We start from the raw sequence: 19,955 nt of genomic DNA on the forward strand, positions 1-19,955 counted from the left end.
AGATCGTCTGGTGCTGTCGCGGCAGGGGTTCAATGTGACGGCGCCATCACGCGCGCAAAGGCTCGTGGTCAAGAATATCGTCGGCAATCCTCTCCGCCATCATCAGGATCGGCGCATTGGTCGGGCCACGCACGATGCGCGGCATGGCTGAGCCATCCACGACACGCAATCCGTTCACCCCTCGCACACGTAGCCGGGCATCGAGTACCGCTTGCGGATCGCGCTCGCTTCCCATGCGGCACGTGCCGACTGGATGATGAAGCGTAATCGCGGTCCGGCGAATGAACGCATCAATTTGTGCGTCGTCGATATGCCCCCTGCCCGGCGATATCTCATCGGCGATGAACGCCTGCATCGATGTCTGCGCACCGATTTCGGACATCCGCTTGAACATTTCGCGCGCCGCCTCGCGATCGCTTTCGCTCGCCAGGAAGTTCTGCTCGATGACAGGAGCACGAGCTGGATCCGCGCTTGCCAGGCTGACCTGGCCGCGGCTTTGCGGCGTCAGGAAGACGCCCTTGATCGCAAACGCATCCACATAGGCCTTCTTGAAGGGAGTAAGGTACGGCCCAGCCGTCATCGGCGCTGCCGCGAGGATCAGCTGCGCGTCAGGCAGCGCGAGCGCGGCGCGTGTGCGAATGAGTCCGACTGCGGCGGCCGGGATCTTGCTCGACATGCCGTCACCGAATAACGCAGTGCGCATTACGTCGAAGCCGATCCGGTCGGCCCGCATCATCCGATGCAAGGGTCCCGGCTCGCGTCTCTTCCAGCGCAGATCGAACACGATGTGATCATGCAAATTTCGGCCAACGCCAGGCAGAGAAACGCGCGCGGGAATATCGTGCCTGGCGAGCTGCGCAGGATCTCCAATGCCGGAGAGCATCAAGAGTTGCGGCGAGTTGATCACGCCTCCCGCCAGCAGCACCTCCTGGCGCGCGTTGACGACATGCCGCTGCCCTTTCCAGCAGTACTCGACGCCGATCGCGCGCGGGGTGGGTGCGTCGTCGAGCAGGACGCGACGGACCTGCGCGTTGGTCATCAACACGACGTTGCGCCGCGCGAGCGCGGGCCGCAGATAAGCGAGCGCCGCGCTGCATCGCAGCCCGTCGCGGATGGTCGCCTGCATGGGGCCGAACCCTTCAGCCGAGGCACCGTTGTAGTCATCATTGCGTGAATAGCCGCAACGCGCGGCAGCCTCGATAAAGCCGTCGACGAGCGGGTCCTGGTAGTTCATGCGCGTCACGGTCAACGGGCCGCTGCCGCCTCGCAGCTCGCTTTCACCGCCTTCCCATGCCTCCGAGCGCTTGAAATAGGGCAGTACGTCCCGGAAGGACCAGCCCGGCACGCCGAAATCATTGGCCCAGCCGTCGTAGTCCTCGCGCATCCCGCGTGCATACGCCATGCCGTTGATCGACGAGCAGCCGCCAACCACCTTGCCACGCGCGAACTCGATGCTGCGCTCGTCCATGCCGCGTTCGCGCGCCGTGAAGTACCCCCAGTCATACCAGCGATGCTTGAGAATGAGTCCCCATGCCAGCGGGACTTTGATGATCGGCGAGCGGTCGGGACCGCCCGCTTCGATCACCAGAATGCGCAGGGCGGGGTTCGCGCCCAGACGATAGGCGAGTGCGCAACCGGCCGATCCCGCACCGACGATCACATAGTCGAAGTCGCCCGCGCTCATCGGGCACCTCCGTCGAGTGCCTCGGGCGCGCGTCCGTCCAATTGCTCGCGCGCGTCCTGCCCGGCCGGGAGGCTGAGCCGGTCGAACATCAACACCGCCACGACGGCCACGACCAGCGGAATCGTGGCACAGAAAAAGAGCTGCTCGGTCGGCCACCTGAGCCGCAACAGCACGCCACCGACCACCGGCCCGACGATCGAGCCGAGCCGTCCCGAGCCCAGCGCCCAACCCATTCCGGTCGCACGGATCGACGTTGGATAGTAAGTCGCCGCCAATGCATTGAGTGCGGTCTGATTGCCGAGCACGCAAAATCCCGCGACGAAAATGGCCGCCAGCGCGAGCCACGCCACGCCGCGCACTTCGCCGATCGAGGCCATCGCCAAACCGGCGGCGATGAAGCTGCACGTCAGCACGGCGGTGAAGCCGAACCGCTCGACGACCCGCCCGAGCAGCAAATTGCTCGCGATCCCGCCGCACCACATCGCCGCCCCCGCCATGACAGCGAGCGACGTGGAGTGTCCGGCGTCGTTCATCAGGAGCGGCAGCCAGTTAGCGAGAAAGAACACGCAAAGCAAATTCGAGAAGTTCATCGCCCAGAGCAGCAGCGTTCCCATCGCCTTGCCGTCGCGGAACAGGTTGAGTACGGGCGAGCCCGGATTCGCGCGCTCGCGAACGACGAACACGGTGTGCTCGCCGATCGGGAGTGCCGGATCGACACGTGCGAGCCACTTGCGCACCTTCTCCCGGTGCCGCTGGCGCACGATGAGAAACTGCATCGATTCCGGCAGCGCGACCGCCATGAGCGCCGCGCTGAGAAGCGGCACGACAGCCCCGACGTAGAACACCGCGTGCCAGCCGAAGGCCGGGATCAGCCACGCGGCACTCGTTCCGCTGATCAGCCCACCGAGGACAAAGCCGACCGAAACGATCATCATCACGCTGACACGAATGCTCGGTGGGCTGTACTCGGACGCCAGCGCAACCGCGTTCGGAATGATCGCGCCGAGCGAGAGCCCGGCCAGCAAACGCCACGCGATCAACTGGCCGACGGATGCCGCAAGCGGCGTTGCTGCCGTGAACGCCGCGAGCAGCAATGTCGAAGCAATGAGCACGGGGCGCCGCCCGAGCCGGTCCGCCAACGGCGTGAACGCAAGCGAGCCGAGCAGCATGCCGGCAAGACTCGCGCTGAACACCGGGCCCAGGCTCGCCTTCGCGATATGCCACTCGCGAACGATGGCAGGCGCCACGTAGCTGATCGCCTGCACGTCGAATCCATCCACGATCATGCACATCGCGCATAGCGCCAGCGTGACAAGTTGAAACGGACCCATGCGGCCTTTGTTCATGACATCCGCAACATCGATTTCCACTGCAACAGGCATGGGATCTCCTCGCGCCATGTGGTTCGTTGTCTGTCTGCGGGACAATCAGAGCAAGACATTGATGACTTTGGTTTCCAGATAGCTGTAGAGCTCCTCGACACCCTCTTCCCGATCGATGCCGCTGTTCTTGAAACCGCCCCACGGCACGCCGAGAAAGTGCGTATTGCTGCCGTTGATGAAGATGCTGCCTGCGCGCAGACGTTTCGCCGTGTTCAGCGCGTGGTTGATGTCACGCGTCCAGATCGCGGCCGACAAGCCGTAGTCGGTGTCATTGGCAAGCGCGACGGCTTCATCGACGGAACGCCATTTACTGACCGACAGAATCGGACCGAACACCTCGTCCCGCCATAGCCGCATGCCGGGGGTGACGTCCGCATAAACCGTCGGCTCGACCCAGAAGCCTCGTTCGAATTGCGCGCCGGCAGGTCGTTTTCCCCCTTTCATCAGGCGTGCGCCGGCGGTTTCCGCCGGATCGAAAAAGCTCAGCACATGATCAAGACTCCTGCGGGAATTGATCGGTCCCATCCCGGTGTCCGGCGACATGGGGTCGCCAAGGCGGATCGCGGCGACTCGCTCAACCACCTTCGCGAGCACCGCCTCGTAGATCTCCTCGTGAATCAAGAGGCGCGAGTTCGAGCCGCACGACTGGCCCTGCCACGTGAAGTTCATGCCTTGCACAGCGCTTTCGGCGACGGCGTCGAGATCCACATCGGGAAACACGATCATCGGATTCTTGCCGCCGAGCTCGAGCGTCACATGCTTGACGGCAACTTCCGCCGCGCTGCGCTGAATCACCCGGCCTGTCGACACCGAGCCGATCAGCGCCAGGCGTTTCACGTCGGGATGGCGAACTAGCGCGTCGCCGACTTCCGTGCCCGAGCCATTGACGATGTTGAACACGCCGCGCGGAAACACTTCGCGCGCGATCTCCCCCATCATTAGCACCGAGAGCGGTGACGTCTCAGGAGGCTTGACGACGACGGTATTGCCGGCCACGAGGGCCGACGCCGTGCGCGCCGCCGAGAACATCGCCGGATGATTGAACGCGGCAATGCGGCCCACGACGCCGTACGGTTCGAGCACGGTCATGTGCAGGTGGCGGTTCGTCGACGGGATCGTTTCACCCTTGATGCTATGGGCGAGCCCCGCGTAATAGCGCAAGCTGCGCACCGTATCGTGGATGCTCATCAGCGTGGGCTTATAGGTGTTGCCCGAATCGAGCACCTCGATGCGCGAGATCTCCTCGGCGCGCTCGGCGAGCCGGTCGCCGAACTTGCGCAGGATTTCGCCGCGCTCTTCGCCCGTGCGTTCCGCCCACGCGGGCCACGCCCGGCTCGCGGCATCCACGGCGCGAGCGACGTCGGCGCGCGAGCCGTCCGCTGCACGGCCTATCACAGCCTCGTTAGCCGGATTGATCGCGGTGGCCCACTTGCCGCTTTCGCTCTCGACTAACTCGCCGTCGATCAGCAGATAGCCTTCGATGATTTCGTTGCTCATTGGATTGCCCTTGCAGGAGGTACCGTCATGCCGTTTTCGCGAGACCATTCGCGACGCGCGCCTTCCACAGCGCCCACGGGCGCTCGATCTGGGTCTCCACGTTGCGGCAGGCGACCTCGGCTTCGTCGCTATTCAGGTACGTGACGGGGCCAAGCCGCATTGCTTCGCTTTGCAGCTTCGCGTTGGTCTCCGCGTAAATCGCGCGATACACCGCATGCTTGAGCGACGGCCCGACCACGGTCGAGCCGTGACCGCGCATCAGCACGATCGACGCATCGCCGAGCGCCTCGGCGAGCGAGCGCCCAAGCGCGTTGCTGCGGATCAGCAGATCCGTCGCATGTCCTGCGCGGTCGCGAATCTCAAAGATCGGCGCGCCTCGGCCGAGAAAGCCGCACATGTGGCAGACGGGCCGAAACGTGACGCCATGGGTGACGCTGAACGGCTGCACCGAAGGAGAATGGCTATGAACGATCGCCATGACGTCGCTGCGCGCCTTGTATATCTCCGCATGAATGAAACGTTCGAGATAGACTGCGCGTCCGCGCGCGTCGAGCGGATTGCCGTCCAGATCAAATTCGATGATGTCGCTCGCCTCGACCGTTCCCGGTGCCATGTTGCGGGCGAGCAGAAAGCGCGCGGGATTGTGTTCGTGGCGCACGCTGACGTGGCCAAACGCATCGACGATGCCCTGGTCGAACAGGATGCGATTGGCGGCAACGAGATCGTCGATCCACGCGCTCTCAGGCGAGCGCGCCTCACCCGTATCGGCGGCTTTGGAGACAAGCGTGCCGGGCTCGTTCAGTCCAAGTGTCAACATAAGATCCTTCGTTCGGGTTTGAGCTGTCGAATTCGGTCACACGGCGTGAGGCGTCGAACTGCTCCAGCGAATGAAGAAAATCTTAGGGGTTGAGCGTCTATCCTTCCAATTCAAATCCCGACATCAATCCATAGTCATCCGGCTATCTTTACGACGCGTGCGGCAACGACTTCGCGTACACGGCACGCATCCTCCCCGTCTCTGAGTGGCACACTCGATCTGATTTCCTTTCTAATCACCGCGCGCCGGAACCGCAAGTGGCTGTCCGGGCGGCGTCGACTCGGCATCGACGTGCAAGTCGTCCAGGGGCTCTGCGTTGTCATAGAGCCTGACCAGCCATTCACGCAACAGCTCGGCTTCCGCAGCGCTGAAACAGTTCAACGCAACGGCCTCGTAGTGTTCGGCAAGCGGGACGATCTCGCGCGTCAGCGCGGCACCTTTCTCGGTCAGCGCCAGTTGAACGGCTCGGCCGTCGTTGCAACTGCGTTCCCTGGACACGAGTCCCTGTGCAGTTAGTCGGTCCACTATGCGCGAGAGCACCGACATGTCGACACAAGCCTGCGGAGCGAGCTCGGAGAGCCTCTGATGAGGCACATTCCCGAGCGACGCGCACACACGCCATTCACTCAAGCTCAGGCCGTACGGCTTGAGCGCTTTCGAAAATGCGTTGCCCATGCGGCTTCCGGCACGGGCAACGAGGTACGGTACGGCGCGCTGCAGATCATGACCAACCGCGATCCTCGCGGGATGCTGCTTCTTCACTATCTGTCACTCCATCATCTATTTGCGATTGCAAGTATATAGCAGGCTGACGACATTCTTCAGTCATTAATCGGGGCATGAATGTCGTACGCAATTCGGCGTGAATTTGCGTGCTTTCTCGGGTAATCCCGAGTTGAGGTTTGATTTCCTACGTATACACTCCACCAACAATTATATGCAATTTCAATTAATTTCCCTTACCCTATCTTGCGTGCCGATGCGCTGCGCGCCTTCGCTACCATCTGGATATCATGAAAGACAAGATCGCTCTCGAAGAACACTTTGCCATCGACCAGACCATCGCCGATTCCGAGGTGTATGCACGACCCGAGGTCTGGACGCACTTGCGCGCAAACCTGCTCGACTTCGAGCAGCAGCGCATCGAGCAGATGAACGAGTGGGGCACAGCTTTCTCGATCCTCTCGCTGAATTCACCTGCCGTGCAGGCCATTCCCGATCCGGATCGCGCCGTAGACGTGGCGCGGCGCGCAAACGACGTGCTTGCCGAGCAGGTCCGGCGTCATCCGACTCGCTTCGGCGGCTTCGCGGCATTGCCCTTGCAAGACCCGGAGCGCGCTGCACGCGAGCTCGAGCGCTGCGTGAACGAACTGGGTTTTCACGGCTTCCTCGTGAACGGTTTCTCGCAGGTCGACGACGCGAACACGGTGGTCTATTACGATGATCCGCGCTTCGCCGACTTCTGGGCCACCGCAGCGTCGCTCGGCAAGCCGTTCTACATGCACCCTCGCGATCCGCTCGCATCGCGCGAGCCGATCTACGACGGATGCCACTGGCTAACCGGACCGACGTGGGCGTTTGCGGCCGAGACCAGCATGCACGCGCTGCGTCTGTTGTCGAGCGGCCTGTTCGACCGGCATCCGCAATTGCAGATGATTCTCGGGCACTTTGGCGAAGGCATTCCGTTCAATGTCTGGCGCATCGATCACATCCTGCGCAAAGGCCGTCGTGGTATGCCGTGCGAGCGCGAAATCGGCGACTATCTGCGTAATAACGTCCACATCACGACAAGCGGCAACTTCCGCACGCCCACGCTGCTGTCGACGATGCTCGAAGTCGGCAGCGACCGCATCATGTATTCCGTCGATTATCCGTTCGAGAAGCACGAAGACGCGGCGCGCTGGTTCGATCACTGCGAAATCAGCGAACTCGACCGCCGCAAGATCGGACGCGACAACGCACGGCGTCTCTTCGGCCTGTCATGACGCGCGCCCTTCAGCAGTCGTCGGGGACGATGGCTGAACCCTCTGCCGGCGGTGCATCGTGTCCGTGCGCCGTCGATATCGCCGCCGTCATCGACGCGCGTCCGGTCGGGCGTTTCCAGGTGGTGGTCATGGTGCTGCTCGCGCTGTGCGTGGTGATCGACGGCTTCGACGTGCAGTCGATGGGCTTCGTCGCGCCTGCATTGATTCGCGAGTGGCATGTCTCCCGTGTCGCAATGGGCCCGGTGTTTGGCGCGAGCCTGGTCGGCATGCTGCCGGGCTCGCTGCTGATGGGGCCGCTCGCAGACCGCATCGGACGCCGGCCCGTGCTGATCGGGTGTTCGCTTTTTCTTGGCGTGTGCATGCTGGTGACAGCACTGGCTTCGTCGCTGTCGCAGCTGCTCGTTCTGCGCTTCGTGACGGGCATCGGGCTCGGCGGCATCATGGGCAACGCCATTGCGCTTGCCGGCGAATACAGTCCGATACGCCGCCGCACCACGCTGATGATGTGGGTGTCTTGCGGCTTCACGGGTGGCGCGGTGCTCGGCGGCGTGCTTTCGACGATGCTCATTCCGCTGGCCGGGTGGCGCACGGTGTTCATCGTGGGCGGCGCGGTGCCGATTGTCATCGCCCTCGCGATGGTGGTCATGCTGCCCGAGTCGATGCAATTCATGGTGGCGAGCGGGCGCGGCAGGCAGCGTCTCGCGGCGATCTTGCGCCGCATCGCGCCGGAGCTTCCTGTCGATGCCGCGACGCACTACGTGTCGCATGAGCGGCCGCCTGCCGGTAGCCGTGTCACGGCGCTTTTCGCGGACGGCCGCGCGCGTCTGACGCTGCTGCAATGGGGCGTCAACTTTATGAACATGGTGAATCTGTTCTTCCTCGCGAACTGGTTGCCGACCATTGCCACCGACTTCGGTTACAACATTGCCGACGCGGCGCTGATCGGCACGATGCTGCAAGTGGGCGGCGTGGCGGGGACACTTGCGATGGGGCCGCTGATCGACCGCTGGGGCTTTTTCCGCGTGCTCGGCCCGTGCTATCTGCTCGCGGCGGCAGCGATCGTCTCGATGGCGAGCGCCGCTTCGGTGTCGCTGGTGTTGCTGCTGACTGTCGTCACCATTAGCGGTTTCGGCATCGTCGGCGGACAACCCGCGAACAACTCGCTGTCGGCAACACTGTATCCCGTCACGCTGCGCGCAACGGGCGTCGGCTGGAGTCTGGGGGTTGGCCGTGCGGGATCGATCGTCGGGCCGGTAGTCGCCGGAGGGCTGATGCAGTTGCACTGGAACGCGCAGCAGCTATTCACTGCGGCCGCATTACCCGCGCTGCTCGCATCATTCATGCTCTTGCTCATGTCTCGCGACCGCCTGTTCCGGGCATGATTTCCAGCGGACACGATATCGGATTCCAGCAGATTGCAAGCTTCAATTGTTGCTGGCTTCATATCGCGCTCGTGGCCGGAGAACCGAACCATCGGCTCGCTGTTCGAGAATATGCGCGATATGCCCGGCGGTCCGACCAATGGCCCACAACGCACTCGCAGATTTTCGCGGGAGACCGAGTGCAGCGCAAAAAACAGCGAGGCCCACCGCCAACCCGGGATAGGCTTCGTATTGGTTAATCGCATTTTTCAGAAACGCTAGTGCCTTTCTGGTAGCAGGGGACGCCGGATCGGCCTGCTTCGCCAAATCGATCAGTGCGAGCGCGCGCGGATCGCCTTTCGGAAACAGCGTGTGATTGAATCCAAACATCTTGCGTCCGTGTTTGCGCCACGTAACGGATTCACTCTGAAGGGAAAGATCGCCCGCGTGTATGAGAAGATCTTCCGCCATATCAGCGCCGCGCCCCGTCAACACGCCCGAATGCGCGCAAATTCCAGCGCCAATAGAGGCGAAGATATCCGCGCCTGCCGATGACGCGACCCGGGCCCCAAAAGCCCCGGGCGTGAGTTCGAAATCAGCGCAAATGATTAGCGCGGCATTCACGAATGCCGCCACTCGATCCAACTGCGAGACGCCAGACGCGCGACAGACGATTCTGGCGATAGACTCGCCCGCTTCTGGCTCGACAAAACGCCCCGCCGCAGACAAGTATCCGCAACACCCACTCAGCACCTGAAGAATTTGCCGAGCGGCGAACGATGAGTCGCCTTCTCGCGGTTCGTCCAGCCCGGCCTGAGGCAGGCCCAAAGCGAGCACCACAATCGAAAACAGCTTGAGCACATCTTCCGGAGGCGTCGCAATGCCCAATGATTCAACCAACCGGTCGATCTTCAGCGTGGGGGCATGATAGTTCCATACCAGACGCTCGTCCGGCATCTCACCAGACCATAAGAGCTGACTAACTGCCTCAAACGTGCATCCACTGCGCGAGAGCTCGATTGCGTCGCGCCCGCGATATTTTGGAGCGTCCTGCGTAAGTTCCGTCACCGCAGTGTTGATGATCGGCTCGCCCCATTTCATCGAAGTCTGGCCGCGCGGCGCGAGACCGGACCGCGCATCTGAACGACTCCGCAATAGCTCGATATCCCGGCGGGAAAATAACTTTGCACGCGAGCCTGCAATTGGCCTGCTCTCGATTTGCCCCCTGCTTACGTACGCATACAAGGTGGGCGCTTTGATACCGAGCGCGGCCAATGCCTCGTCCCGCGTCATGTAATCTGGCGGTTCGGCACTGGCGTCAGTCGTCATTGTCTGCATTCTTCCCACCTTTCTTCAAGGCCCAGAGGTTCGCACGGGTCGGCTCGCGGTCAGCTTCGCCCTTGTCGTCGTTCGCAGATGCATCATTGCCACCGATAACGCGGCGACTGCGAACGAAAACGACATGACGATAAACACAATCCGCGGATTCGTGTTCCTTGCCAGCAACGCGCCCGCGAGCATCGGACCGAGAATGGCGCCCACGCGCCCCACACCGAAGGCCCATCCGACGCCAGTCGATCGAATATTGGTCGGATAGATCGTTCCCGCGATCGCGTTAAGCCCAACCTGGCCTCCTGAGCCGAGCGCCCCGCCGACAAAGCTCATCACCAGCAACATCGACTCTGGCGCGCCGGCACTGCCGTTCAGCATGACGCAGGGCATCGCCATGAAGATCGCGCATGCAACGACCGGCATCCCGTACCGATCCAGCAGGCGCGTAATCGCCAATGCGCCCAAAGCACCACCCGTTTGCCACATGGCCCCAATCAGCGCGGCACGGCCCGGCTCGATGCCGAATCCGGTAAAGAGAATCGGAGCCCATACCATCACGAATAGATTGCCCATCAGGCAGAATACGAAGGCGGCCCAGACGAGTAACGTATTCCCCTTATGACCGTTCAGGAACAGCTGAAGCGGTGTAGCTCCGCCTGCGGCCATGTTTGTTCCACCGAACTCGGGCATCCCCATCGGAAGATCGATGTTCATCCGCTTCAGCAGGGCGTGCAGTTTTTGCACATTCCTCTTTCCGTAAAGGTATTCCAGCGACTCTGGAAGGAGTGCCATCATGAGGGCCGCAACCAGCATCGGCGCAAAAGCACCCACGTAGAAGACGCCGCGCCACCCGTAATGGCTGAGAAATGCCGCGGCAACCCACCCTGGTGCGGCAGAGCCAAGGCTGTACCCCACGAACATGAGTCCGATCGTCCACCCCCTCGAGTGCTCAGGGGCGAATTCGGTATTCAAGGCAATTGCGTTCGGTACGGCCCCGCCCAAACCTATTCCTGCGAGAAACCTCATTGCGATGAAAGCATTCAAAGAGTGGGACCAGACCGCAGCGAGCGTAAGCGTGCCGAACAGCAACGTCCCCAACACGATCATGGGCTTGCGCCCGAATCGGTCGCCCATGTTGCCGAGCAAGACAGACCCCAGCATATAGCCGAAGAGCCCAGCAGACGCTACCGGGCCAACTGCGCCTTTGCTGATCGAGAACTGATGCAGGAGCGCAGGCCCCACGTAGCCGATCAGATTCAGTTCGTATCCATCCAAAAGCAGCACAAGAAAGCAAAGAGTCGCTACCGAAAGGCGCAACGGGTTGCGACTTTGTCGATCGATCAAGCTTCGGATGTCATTCTTTTCCATTGCTACTCTCTAATGTAGGTCTCCCCCGACTGCCGCCACATTTCACGGGGCGAACTGCGCTCCGGAAAGTGAACCAATCCGCTTTGGCTTTCCATCAATGAGCACCACTGCGATCCGGGCCGGCACGGTACCGCGGTTGATCCATGCGTGACGGGTGCCTCTCTGTACGACAATATCCCCCGGCCTGACCCTGACCGTCTGGCTATCCAGCACCAGTTCAAGTTCGCCCGCGAGACAGATCACATAATCAATCGAGTCGGTACGATGTAAGCCATGGGGTTCGTTTCCGACCTCGAATTCCACCACACTGAAACGAGACCCGGATGCAGGTGGCGGGACGCCCAGCTCCTGCTCGCCTGAATCGTTTCCACTCAAGAAGTCCGCAGGCGTCTCGTTCGTCGCCCAAATGAGGGTCGTCGTGGTTTTCGAAGTTGGGCGCTTACTGTTCGTCGCCACTCCGTCAATCCAGACAACTGACTGTCCATCAGCATCATGCGAAGTCACGATTCGCCGAATATCAGGTTTTGTGTTGAACATGGCGGTGTTCCCGGATAGGTTTAAGAATCTAGCGACCAGCGCCTGCCTCGATCATCTTTTCGAGCCCGAACAGGCGCACGGCGTTTTCTCCGAGAATCTTGCGGCGATCCGAAGGAGAAATGGGCAGTGCATCGACATGCTCGCTACCGGTATCGATGAATGGGTAATCGGTTCCGAACAGAACATGGTCGGCTCCAACGGTGTCCAACGCAAGCATCAACGACGCCTTCCCATACGAGCAGGTATCGTAATAGAGGCGCTTGGCGTACACGCTCGGCAATTGGCTGATGTCCTTTCGACAGTCGGGAAATATCCGATACCCGTTGTCCAGGCGCTCGAGGAGCATCAAGACCGCGGCCCCCGTATGGGCGGCGACGTATGGAAAATCGGTGTAGCGCTCAAAGATTCCGGCATAGATCATTCGCGTCAACGCGACCGTCGTTTCAAACATGAATCCCACACGGATTGGCAATTCATACTCGTTCAGGTTATCCGTGTTTTCCGGGTGCATCGGGTGTTCGACAACGGGCAAGCGCAGCGCGTTGATGCGGCTCCAGATGGGCTCTAACGACGCGTGATTGAGAGGCGTCGAGCCGATGCTCGAACCCATCGTGATCCCGACGCACATCGGGTCCTCGCTCACGCGGTCCAGTTCTTTCAACGACGCAAGAGGATCAGCAAGTGGGAGACACGCCAGCGCGCGCAAGCGAGATGGGTGAGCTCGACATGCGGCAAATGCCTGGTCGTTAATTGCGCGAGCCAGCTCCACCTGGGCATCCGGCGAAAACGCGTGCACATTTGGAGCCGTTAGAGACAAAACGCGAACGTCTATCCCTTTCCTGTCCATGTCCGTGATGCAGTGCTCCGGGTCAAACCAGGCATCTCGACGTGGCAGCAGGGTCGTATCGCCCCGGCGGACCTCCTGTATGCCATCTCCGATCGTGCGGACGGACACCCCAGAAAGGTTCATTACCGCATCGAAGAACACTGGATGGATGAAGTGCGCATGGATGTCGACTTTCATAGGTCAATGGGCTCGAAGTTCGTAGTGTCCGACCATGGTAAACATCGCCTACGAAAGTTCAAGATTGATTGTCTTGTATAGCTATCCCTCACATAACGCAGGATTACTATGCTTCTTTCAGGAGGCGCTCGTTCCCACAACGACATCGCCTCCGCATCGAATCGGTGACCTTGGCCTCCGTGTTCGTAAATTCACCTATGATTTGCACGATCTCGCGCCCATCTGCCACTTCATATCATTATATTTTCCAGTCGTCAAATTTTTGCTAGCAACAGGACCGTTTCGCACGGAGAAAATTGCGGTCGCGGAAAAATTGATTTCCATTTAGTGGAAGAATGAATGAAGCTGCCGCTAGCTATCCGGCTGCGCCTCCTGCATGGGTGACGATGAGAACGTCCGCAACTCCGTTCGCGACGCAGCAACCACGCACGCCAAAAAAGTCCTCCTGGCGAGTGGTCGGGTGGATTACTATCTGCTGTCAGCCCAGCTATCGTGCTGCTCGCCGGGTGGGCCACGCAGCCGATATGGCACGCCCGGCGGCCGACCGCTCTCGAAGCACTCATTGAACACGGACCATGCCTGTTACCAGAAGCCCTATCCCGACCCACTCGCAAAGCGATGAAGGCACCGGTGCGCCACTTTTCGACGAAACCGTCGTCCTGCAATCGGAGGCGCTGGGCTTTGTAATCCGGCAGGTACACCGGGCCTTTGTCCGCAAGCTGGTCGAGCACCTTGCCCCGTACGACATCTCGCCTGCCCAATGGACTGCGCTGCGCGCCCTCTGGCGCAAGGACGGCTATAGTCAGGTCGAACTGGCGCAACGGCTTCATGTCGAAAAAGCTGCCCTGACCGCGGTGCTGGAGTCGCTCGAAAAAAAGGAACTGATCCGTCGCGAGAGAAGCAATGGCGACAAGCGTCGCTGGAACGTTTATCTGACCAGGACCGGCCGGCGACTGGAGGCAGACCTACTGCCACTGGCCTCGCAAATCGACTCGGAAGCACTCCGTGGTTTCTCCCGAGAACAAATTGGACACTTCCGTCAATCACTGCTACAGGTGCTGACCAACCTTCAATAGCAGTTGGTCGCCAACGCAGCGCTCATACGTTGCTTCCCCCGATCGAGCCTCACCAGATTGATTCGACTGCACGCTGAAGGTGAGGCGCACGGATCTCTTGACGGAAATTAGTATACATCGATACCATATCGATAGATACCAATTGCGCTCGAAGCAGAATCCACTCGTCGCATTGCGCGTGTTGGACAGGAGGAGGCCATGGGCAACACGCACTTGAATTTGGCGAGCCGCGATACCGGCGGTCGCTGATCAGGATCGTCGCAAGCGATTCGCTGAATGCTCTGTATGCATAGCAGGTGCTCCATCGTGCGCGCCTCATAAGCCGACCATTTCAATTAGCAATCCTTCTTATTAATACAAAAGATTGTCCTGGATGATTAATTTCGAAATCGTCCGCCCCGAATCGTCAATTTGCAAGCTGAATACGCATAAAACCAATCCTAGCGGAGACTATCCTATGAAGAAGTCGCTTTTGGCATTCGCAGCACTGAACACGTTCGCCGTCGCCGCCCACGCTCAGAGCAGCGTCACGCTGTACGGCCTCATCGACGAGGGCTTCAACTGGACCCAGAACTCGAATGGTGGTCATCTTTACAATCTGACGAGCGGCATCATGCAAGGTAGCCGTTTCGGATTGCGCGGCATCGAGGATCTGGGTGGCGGATTGAAGGCCGTTTTCGTACTGGAAAGCGGCTTCAACCTCAGTACCGGCGCACTTGGCCAGGCTGATAAAGGCTCGACACAAGGCCTGATGTTCGGTCGACAGGCGTACGTCGGCATCTCAAGTGACTACGGAAACGTTACGCTGGGTCGCCAATACGACTCCGTCGTTGACTTCGTTGGTCCGCTCGCAGCAGCCGACCAGTGGGGCGGCTCGATCTCGGCACACGCGGGCGACATCGACAACTTCAACAATGCAAACCGCGTCAATAGTGCGGTCAAGTTCAGAAGCGCCACGTACGCCGGCTTGTCGTTCGGCGGCATCTATAGCTTCGGCGGCGTTCCCGGTGAATATTCGCGCAACCAGATTTTCTCGCTGGGGGCGGGTTACTCAAATGGTCCGCTGACTTTGGGCGCCGCTTACCTGAATGTCCGCAATCCGAACGTCAGTTTCTTCGGCGACGGCGGAGCCAGCACCACGGTCAGCGCTTCCGGAAATTTTATTTCGTCGCCAGTCTTCAGCGGCTACGCTTCGGCGCACACCTATCAGGATCTCGGAGCAGCTGGAGCCTATAGTTTCGGTGCGGCGACGATTGGTGCGACGTATTCAAACATCAAATTCTCAGGTCTGGGTGACACCGCCACGTCCGGTACGAATCCTCGCGGTTACTCAGGCACCGCAACGTTCAACAACGTCGAAATCAACTTCAAATATCAGATTACGCCAGCGTTGCTGGTCGGCGCCGCATTCGACTACACGAAGGGCAGCAGCGTCAATGAAGCCAAAGGCGCACTCAACCCCGGTGCAAAGTACTACCAAGGTGCATTCGGCGTCGATTATTTTCTCTCGAAGCGTACCGACGTGTACCTGATAGGCGTATATCAGAAAGCGTCAGGCACGGACTCCACGGGCGCGCCGGCAGTTGCTGCGCTTAACAGCGTAACTGCCTCATCAAGCGATCGCCAGGCGATGGTGCGCATCGGCATCCGCCATAAGTTCTGATGCCGGGAATGAGCGAACCGCACCAATCGAGAATGGAGCGGATACACTGGCGGCGCTTCGACCTGTTTGGGGTGACGTGCCGCCTTGTAGCAGGGCCGTGACGGCACACGATGCTGCCCTGGCGTTTCGTTCGAATCCACGCCTTTTGCCAATCATCCTTATCGTCCGGATAGAAATCGTGCGTTATACCCTGCTTGAGAATCAAAAAGACCTGCTTGCCCTTCTCGCGAGAGTTCTTCTAATGGTCCTGTTCGTGACCTTTGGTTGGGTAAAGTTGGCCGACATTTCCGGTGCCGTCGCCTCCATGACGACCATTGGCGCACCGTTTCCCGCGCTATCCGCAATCATCGCAATTGTGATGGAGCTCTTTATTGGCATTGCGCTCATGGTCGGCTTCTATACACGTCCGTTCGCGCTCGTGGTCGCCGTCTATACGCTTGGCACGGCAATTATCGGACATCACTACTGGACCATGACCGGATCCGCTCAGCACGCCAACATGATCAACTTCTACAAGAACATCAGCATCATCGGGGGGCTATTGCTGCTTTGCGTAACCGGCCCCGGAAAGTATTCTGTTGACCGACGGTAGCGCCAAGATCGCCTTGCGTCGTTAGCCTGGCGATCGCGTACGAGCTATGCCGATCATTGGCGTCCTCCCCGCCCTCTGCCTGTTACGCGCAAGCAGCCCCGCCTTTCAGCGATACGCAGATGGACGACGCACCAGGCCCTCATCTATGGATTGTGGTTTGTGCAAGGAGTATCCCAGTGCTCCGCTGAAGCCCATTTCCTTCAGGAGACGGGCAACCTCTTCGCAGGCTCGGCGAATAGGCCACGTCCGAGCACACGAAAGTCAGGATCGCGTCCAGCGGATAATGCAGGCGTTTGAGCACTCGGGCCACTGCCGGATTCAACGTCCTCATCGAGCTTTCAGTCATTCATGTCGTCCCACACATCATAGCGGAACGCCTTACTGCAACATAGCCGCTTAAACTGTCTCGCGCGACGCGTTGACCGTCGAGCCGACCCCAGACGTTGCCGTTGACATCTGATGCAGCAGAATGGCACGCTGCGTTGCGTGCGCCTCCATGGCTTCCGCTTTGACCGGTCCGAATCCCCGAATCTGCTCGGGAAGGCTTGCGTATTCAACGGCGCGCATGCGGTCGACCGTGGCAAACCGCGCGCAGAGTTGCTCGATGTCTGCAAAGTACTCCGCAATCAAGCGCCGCTCAGCGCGTCGCTCGCCCGAATATCCGAAAACGTCCGCCGGCGTTCCGCGGAGGCCCCGCAAACGGGCCAGCACTCCCAGCACCGGGAAGATCCACGGACCGAACCTGCGCTTCTTCGGGTGCCCAGTCTGCGGATCGATACGTGAGAGCACCGGCGGAGCAAGCCACAACGACAGCTTCCTGGTGGAGGAGAACCGGCTGGAAAGCGACGCCCGGAAATCCGCGCTTGAATAAAGCCGCGCGACCTCATACTCGTCCTTGTAGGCCATCAGTCGATAGGCACTCTTTGCGACCGCAGTCGTGAACGCTTCACTGCTGGGCATGGCTTGAGCCTCAGCACACCGCGCAAGGGCGACAAGTGACCGGTAACGGTGCGCATAGGCGGCATTTTGATACTCGGCGGTGTTAACGGGCGAGCAGATTTGACCCACCTAGCGGTGTGATTTGCATCGAAATTTGACCCACGTGATTGAATGTCCTGCTCATTATTTGAGCAGGGGATACAGAGGTGATCACGGTGGGTATGCTGGCCAAGATCAGGCGGATGTATTTCCGCGAAAAGGTGCCGCTGCGGGAGATTGCGCGACGAACGGGGTTGTCGCGCAACACGATCCGCACGTGGCTACGCCAACCAGAAGCAGCGGAGCCGAAGTACCCGAAACGGGTCAGTCCGAGCGTGGTAGACGCATGGGCTGGACAGCTTGAGGAATGGCTGAAGGCTGACAGCCACCGGCCTAAACGCGAGCGCCGCACGGCGCGCTTCATGTTCGAGGCGATTCGCGCACAGGGCTACGGCGGCAGCTACACGCGTGTGAGCATATTCGTGCGGCGCTGGCGCGAGCGGCAGGCGCAGGCTCCGCGCCGCCAGGCTTATGTTCCCCTGGCGTTCGAGATGGGCGAGGCCTTCCAGTTCGACTGGAGCTGCGAATACGCCTTCGTGGGCGGGCTGCGCCGGCGCCTTGAGGTCGCCCATGTGAAGCTGAACGCCAGCCGCGCGTTCTGGCTGGTGGCCTACCCGACCCAGAGTCACGAGATGTTGTTCGATGCGCATGCGGGGCGTTTGCCGCCTTCGGTGGCGTGCCGCGCCGTGGCATCTACGACAACATGAAGACTGCCGTAGACAAGGTCGGGCGCGGCAAGGCGCGCACGGTCAACGCCCGTTTCGAGGCGATGTGCAGCCATTACCTGTTCGAGCCGGAGTTCTGCAACCGTGCCGCCGGCTGGGAGAAAGGCATCGTCGAGAAGAACGTGCAGGACCAGCGCCGGCAGATCTGGCACGATGCCGTGCAGCATCGCTGGGACTCGCTCGAGGCGCTGAACGCATGGGTCGCAGACCGGTGCCGCCAGGCGTGGAAGATGCCGCACCCGCAGTGGCCGGAGCTGAGCGTCGAGGATGTGCTTGAGGATGAACGCACACGGCTGATGCCCAACCCCCGCCCGTTCGACGGCTACGTCGAGCAGATCCTGCGCGTGTCATCGACGGGCCTGATCCACTTCCAGCGTAACCGCTACAGCGTGCCGACCGAGTTCGTGAACCAGCTCGTGAGCGTGCGCTGCTATCCGGCGCTGCTGAGCGTCGTCGTCGATGACCGGGAAATCACCCGTCACACGCGCAGCTTCGAGCGGCACCTGACGTTCTACGACTGGCAGCACTACATCACGCTGGTCGAGCGCAAGCCCGGCGCGCTGCGCAACGGCGCGCCGTTTGCGACGATGCCCCAGCCCCTTCAGGAACTGCAGCGACACCTGCTGAGGCATCCCGGCGGAGATCGCGTCATGACGCAGGTTCTGGGCGCCGTACGGGAGCACGGGCTCGATGCAGTATTGCAGGCCGTCCAGGCCGCACTCGACTCGGGCCGGCCCAGCGGCGATCACGTGCTCAACGTGCTGAGCCGCCTGAAGGCCCCGGCTGCAAGCCGCGCCACAGCTACCACCCAGCTGAATCTGACCGAGGAGCCCGCCGCAGACGTTGGTCGCTACGAGCGCCTGCGCGTCACTGAACCGGAGAATCGCCATGTCTAACGACATCATCGCCCGCCTCAAGGCGCTCAAGCTGCACGGCATGGCCAGCAGCTGGTCCGAGCTGTACGCGCAGTCCCGCCATACCGAGTTCGATCCCGAACGCTTCATGCAGCAGTTGCTGCTGGCCGAAGGCGCCGAGCGCGAGGTCCGCTCGATTGCCTACCAGATGGGGGCAGCACGCTTCCCGGCACACCGCGACCTCAAAGGCTTCGACTTCACGCAAGCTCGTGTCGATGAGGAGTTGATCCGGGATCTGTACCAGCTGAAATTCCTCGAGAGTGCGCACAACGTCGTGCTCATCGGCGGACCGGGCACGGGCAAGACGCATCTGGCCACCGCCATCGGCATCGAGGCGGTGCAGCGCCACGGCAAGCGTGTACGCTACTTCTCCACAATCGAGCTCGCCAACGCGCTGGAACTGGAGAAAACGGCGGGCAAGCAGGGGCAGATTGCCCACCGGCTCACGCATGCGGATCTGGTGATCCTGGACGAACTGGGCTACCTGCCGTTCAGCCAGAGCGCTGGAGCGCTGCTGTTCCATCTGCTCTCGAAACTGTACGAGCGCACCAGCGTGGTGATCACCACCAACCTGAGCTTCGGGGAATGGGCCAGTGTGTTTGGCGACGCGAAGATGACCACGGCACTGCTCGACCGCCTCACGCATCATTGCCACATCGTCGAGACCGGCAATGAATCGTGGCGCTTCAAGGAGAGCTCAGCCAAGGTTCGGACAACCAGGAAGAGAACGACAAAGGAGGCTGACAACGCAGAGTTATCCACATCGGCGTAGATGTACTACGCTGTCTCGGGGTGGGTCAAATTTAGATGAAAACAGTGGGTCAAATTTAGACGCTCGCCAACATACAGCGATCTCCGACCGCTTTCGCCGCTCAATTGAGCGCGTGGTGCCATGGAACGAATTCGGGGCGCTGATAGAACCGCACGCTCTTCAAGGCCCGCGGCGTCGGAAGTTGCCGC

Annotated in this window: 16 protein-coding genes and 2 pseudogenes; 7 read left to right on the forward strand and 11 right to left on the reverse strand. The window is 60.7% G+C overall.

All coding sequences use genetic code 11. The annotated features are described in order from the left end of the window. Positions 1-46 precede the first annotated feature (46 nt). The 5 genes from E1956_RS44065 to E1956_RS44085 all read right to left on the reverse strand — a co-directional run bounded on the left by E1956_RS44065 (position 47) and on the right by E1956_RS44085 (position 6,055). Positions 47-1,684 (reverse strand): GMC family oxidoreductase, encoded by a 1,638-nt coding sequence (locus E1956_RS44065; protein ID WP_134760212.1) that lies wholly within the window; start codon positions 1,682-1,684, stop codon positions 47-49. Further along, entirely contained in the window at positions 1,681-3,066 is a 1,386-nt protein-coding gene (locus tag E1956_RS44070) for an MFS transporter (RefSeq protein ID WP_134760214.1), read from the reverse strand. Before E1956_RS44070 ends, E1956_RS44065 begins: the two co-directional genes overlap by 4 nt. A gap of 45 nt (positions 3,067-3,111) precedes the next feature. Then, on the reverse strand, positions 3,112-4,563 hold the full coding sequence (locus E1956_RS44075) for an aldehyde dehydrogenase family protein (protein ID WP_134760216.1): 1,452 nt from the start codon (positions 4,561-4,563) through the stop codon (positions 3,112-3,114). 25 nt (positions 4,564-4,588) lie between these two features. Continuing rightward, positions 4,589-5,380, reverse strand: a complete 792-nt coding sequence (locus tag E1956_RS44080) for a class II aldolase/adducin family protein (protein WP_134760218.1) — start codon at positions 5,378-5,380, stop codon at positions 4,589-4,591. Between the two features lie 231 nt (positions 5,381-5,611). Next, on the reverse strand, positions 5,612-6,055 hold the full coding sequence (locus E1956_RS44085; RefSeq protein ID WP_134760876.1) for a MarR family winged helix-turn-helix transcriptional regulator: 444 nt from the start codon (positions 6,053-6,055) through the stop codon (positions 5,612-5,614). 338 nt (positions 6,056-6,393) lie between these two features. Here E1956_RS44085 and E1956_RS44090 point away from each other — a divergent pair, with 338 nt between their 5' ends. Further along, complete coding sequence (locus tag E1956_RS44090; RefSeq protein ID WP_134760220.1) at positions 6,394-7,365, forward strand: amidohydrolase family protein; 972 nt, start codon at positions 6,394-6,396, stop codon at positions 7,363-7,365. 29 nt (positions 7,366-7,394) lie between these two features. Further along, positions 7,395-8,747 (forward strand): MFS transporter, encoded by a 1,353-nt coding sequence (locus tag E1956_RS44095; protein ID WP_134760222.1) that lies wholly within the window; start codon positions 7,395-7,397, stop codon positions 8,745-8,747. Positions 8,748-8,789: 42 nt separating this feature from the next. Here the strand turns inward: E1956_RS44095 and E1956_RS44100 are convergent, their stop codons facing one another. Genes E1956_RS44100 through E1956_RS44115 form a run of 4 tightly spaced genes read right to left on the reverse strand, consistent with a single transcriptional unit; the run spans position 8,790 to position 12,987 of the window. Then, positions 8,790-10,055: a citrate synthase gene (locus E1956_RS44100; protein WP_167760351.1), complete on the reverse strand. Its 1,266-nt coding sequence runs from the start codon at positions 10,053-10,055 to the stop codon at positions 8,790-8,792. 24 nt (positions 10,056-10,079) lie between these two features. Continuing rightward, a complete protein-coding gene (locus tag E1956_RS44105) occupies positions 10,080-11,426 on the reverse strand; it encodes an MFS transporter (RefSeq protein WP_134760226.1) in 1,347 nt (448 codons plus the stop codon). Between the two features lie 42 nt (positions 11,427-11,468). Then, positions 11,469-11,963 (reverse strand): cupin domain-containing protein, encoded by a 495-nt coding sequence (locus E1956_RS44110; RefSeq protein ID WP_134760228.1) that lies wholly within the window; start codon positions 11,961-11,963, stop codon positions 11,469-11,471. 28 nt (positions 11,964-11,991) lie between these two features. Continuing rightward, a complete protein-coding gene (locus E1956_RS44115) occupies positions 11,992-12,987 on the reverse strand; it encodes an amidohydrolase family protein (RefSeq protein WP_134760230.1) in 996 nt (331 codons plus the stop codon). A gap of 575 nt (positions 12,988-13,562) precedes the next feature. Here E1956_RS44115 and E1956_RS44120 point away from each other — a divergent pair. From E1956_RS44120 to E1956_RS44130, 3 genes are all read left to right on the forward strand, one after another. Then, positions 13,563-14,063, forward strand: a complete 501-nt coding sequence (locus E1956_RS44120) for a MarR family winged helix-turn-helix transcriptional regulator (protein WP_134760232.1) — start codon at positions 13,563-13,565, stop codon at positions 14,061-14,063. A 457-nt stretch (positions 14,064-14,520) separates the two neighbouring features. Beyond that, positions 14,521-15,726: a porin gene (locus E1956_RS44125; protein WP_134760234.1), complete on the forward strand. Its 1,206-nt coding sequence runs from the start codon at positions 14,521-14,523 to the stop codon at positions 15,724-15,726. Positions 15,727-15,904: 178 nt separating this feature from the next. Next, complete coding sequence (locus E1956_RS44130) at positions 15,905-16,318, forward strand: DoxX family protein (protein ID WP_134760878.1); 414 nt, start codon at positions 15,905-15,907, stop codon at positions 16,316-16,318. Between the two features lie 220 nt (positions 16,319-16,538). Here E1956_RS44130 and E1956_RS46750 read toward each other — a convergent pair. After that, a pseudogene (locus tag E1956_RS46750) lies at positions 16,539-16,664 on the reverse strand (IS6 family transposase); the annotation flags it as partial. A 50-nt stretch (positions 16,665-16,714) separates the two neighbouring features. Next, positions 16,715-17,386 (reverse strand): DUF6537 domain-containing protein, encoded by a 672-nt coding sequence (locus E1956_RS44140; RefSeq protein WP_335930068.1) that lies wholly within the window; start codon positions 17,384-17,386, stop codon positions 16,715-16,717. Positions 17,387-17,478: 92 nt separating this feature from the next. Here E1956_RS44140 and istA point away from each other — a divergent pair. Together istA and istB are read left to right on the forward strand one after the other, a co-directional pair. Further along, positions 17,479-18,977 (forward strand): annotated as a pseudogene (gene istA, locus E1956_RS44145) (IS21 family transposase). Then, on the forward strand, positions 18,970-19,767 hold the full coding sequence (istB, locus tag E1956_RS44150; RefSeq protein WP_134760238.1) for an IS21-like element helper ATPase IstB: 798 nt from the start codon (positions 18,970-18,972) through the stop codon (positions 19,765-19,767). Before istA ends, istB begins: the two are co-directional and overlap by 8 nt. The last annotated feature ends 188 nt before the right edge of the window (positions 19,768-19,955 follow it).

Origin of the sequence: Paraburkholderia pallida, from assembly GCF_004524855.1 — a bacterium.
Lineage (GTDB): Bacteria > Pseudomonadota > Gammaproteobacteria > Burkholderiales > Burkholderiaceae > Paraburkholderia > Paraburkholderia oxyphila.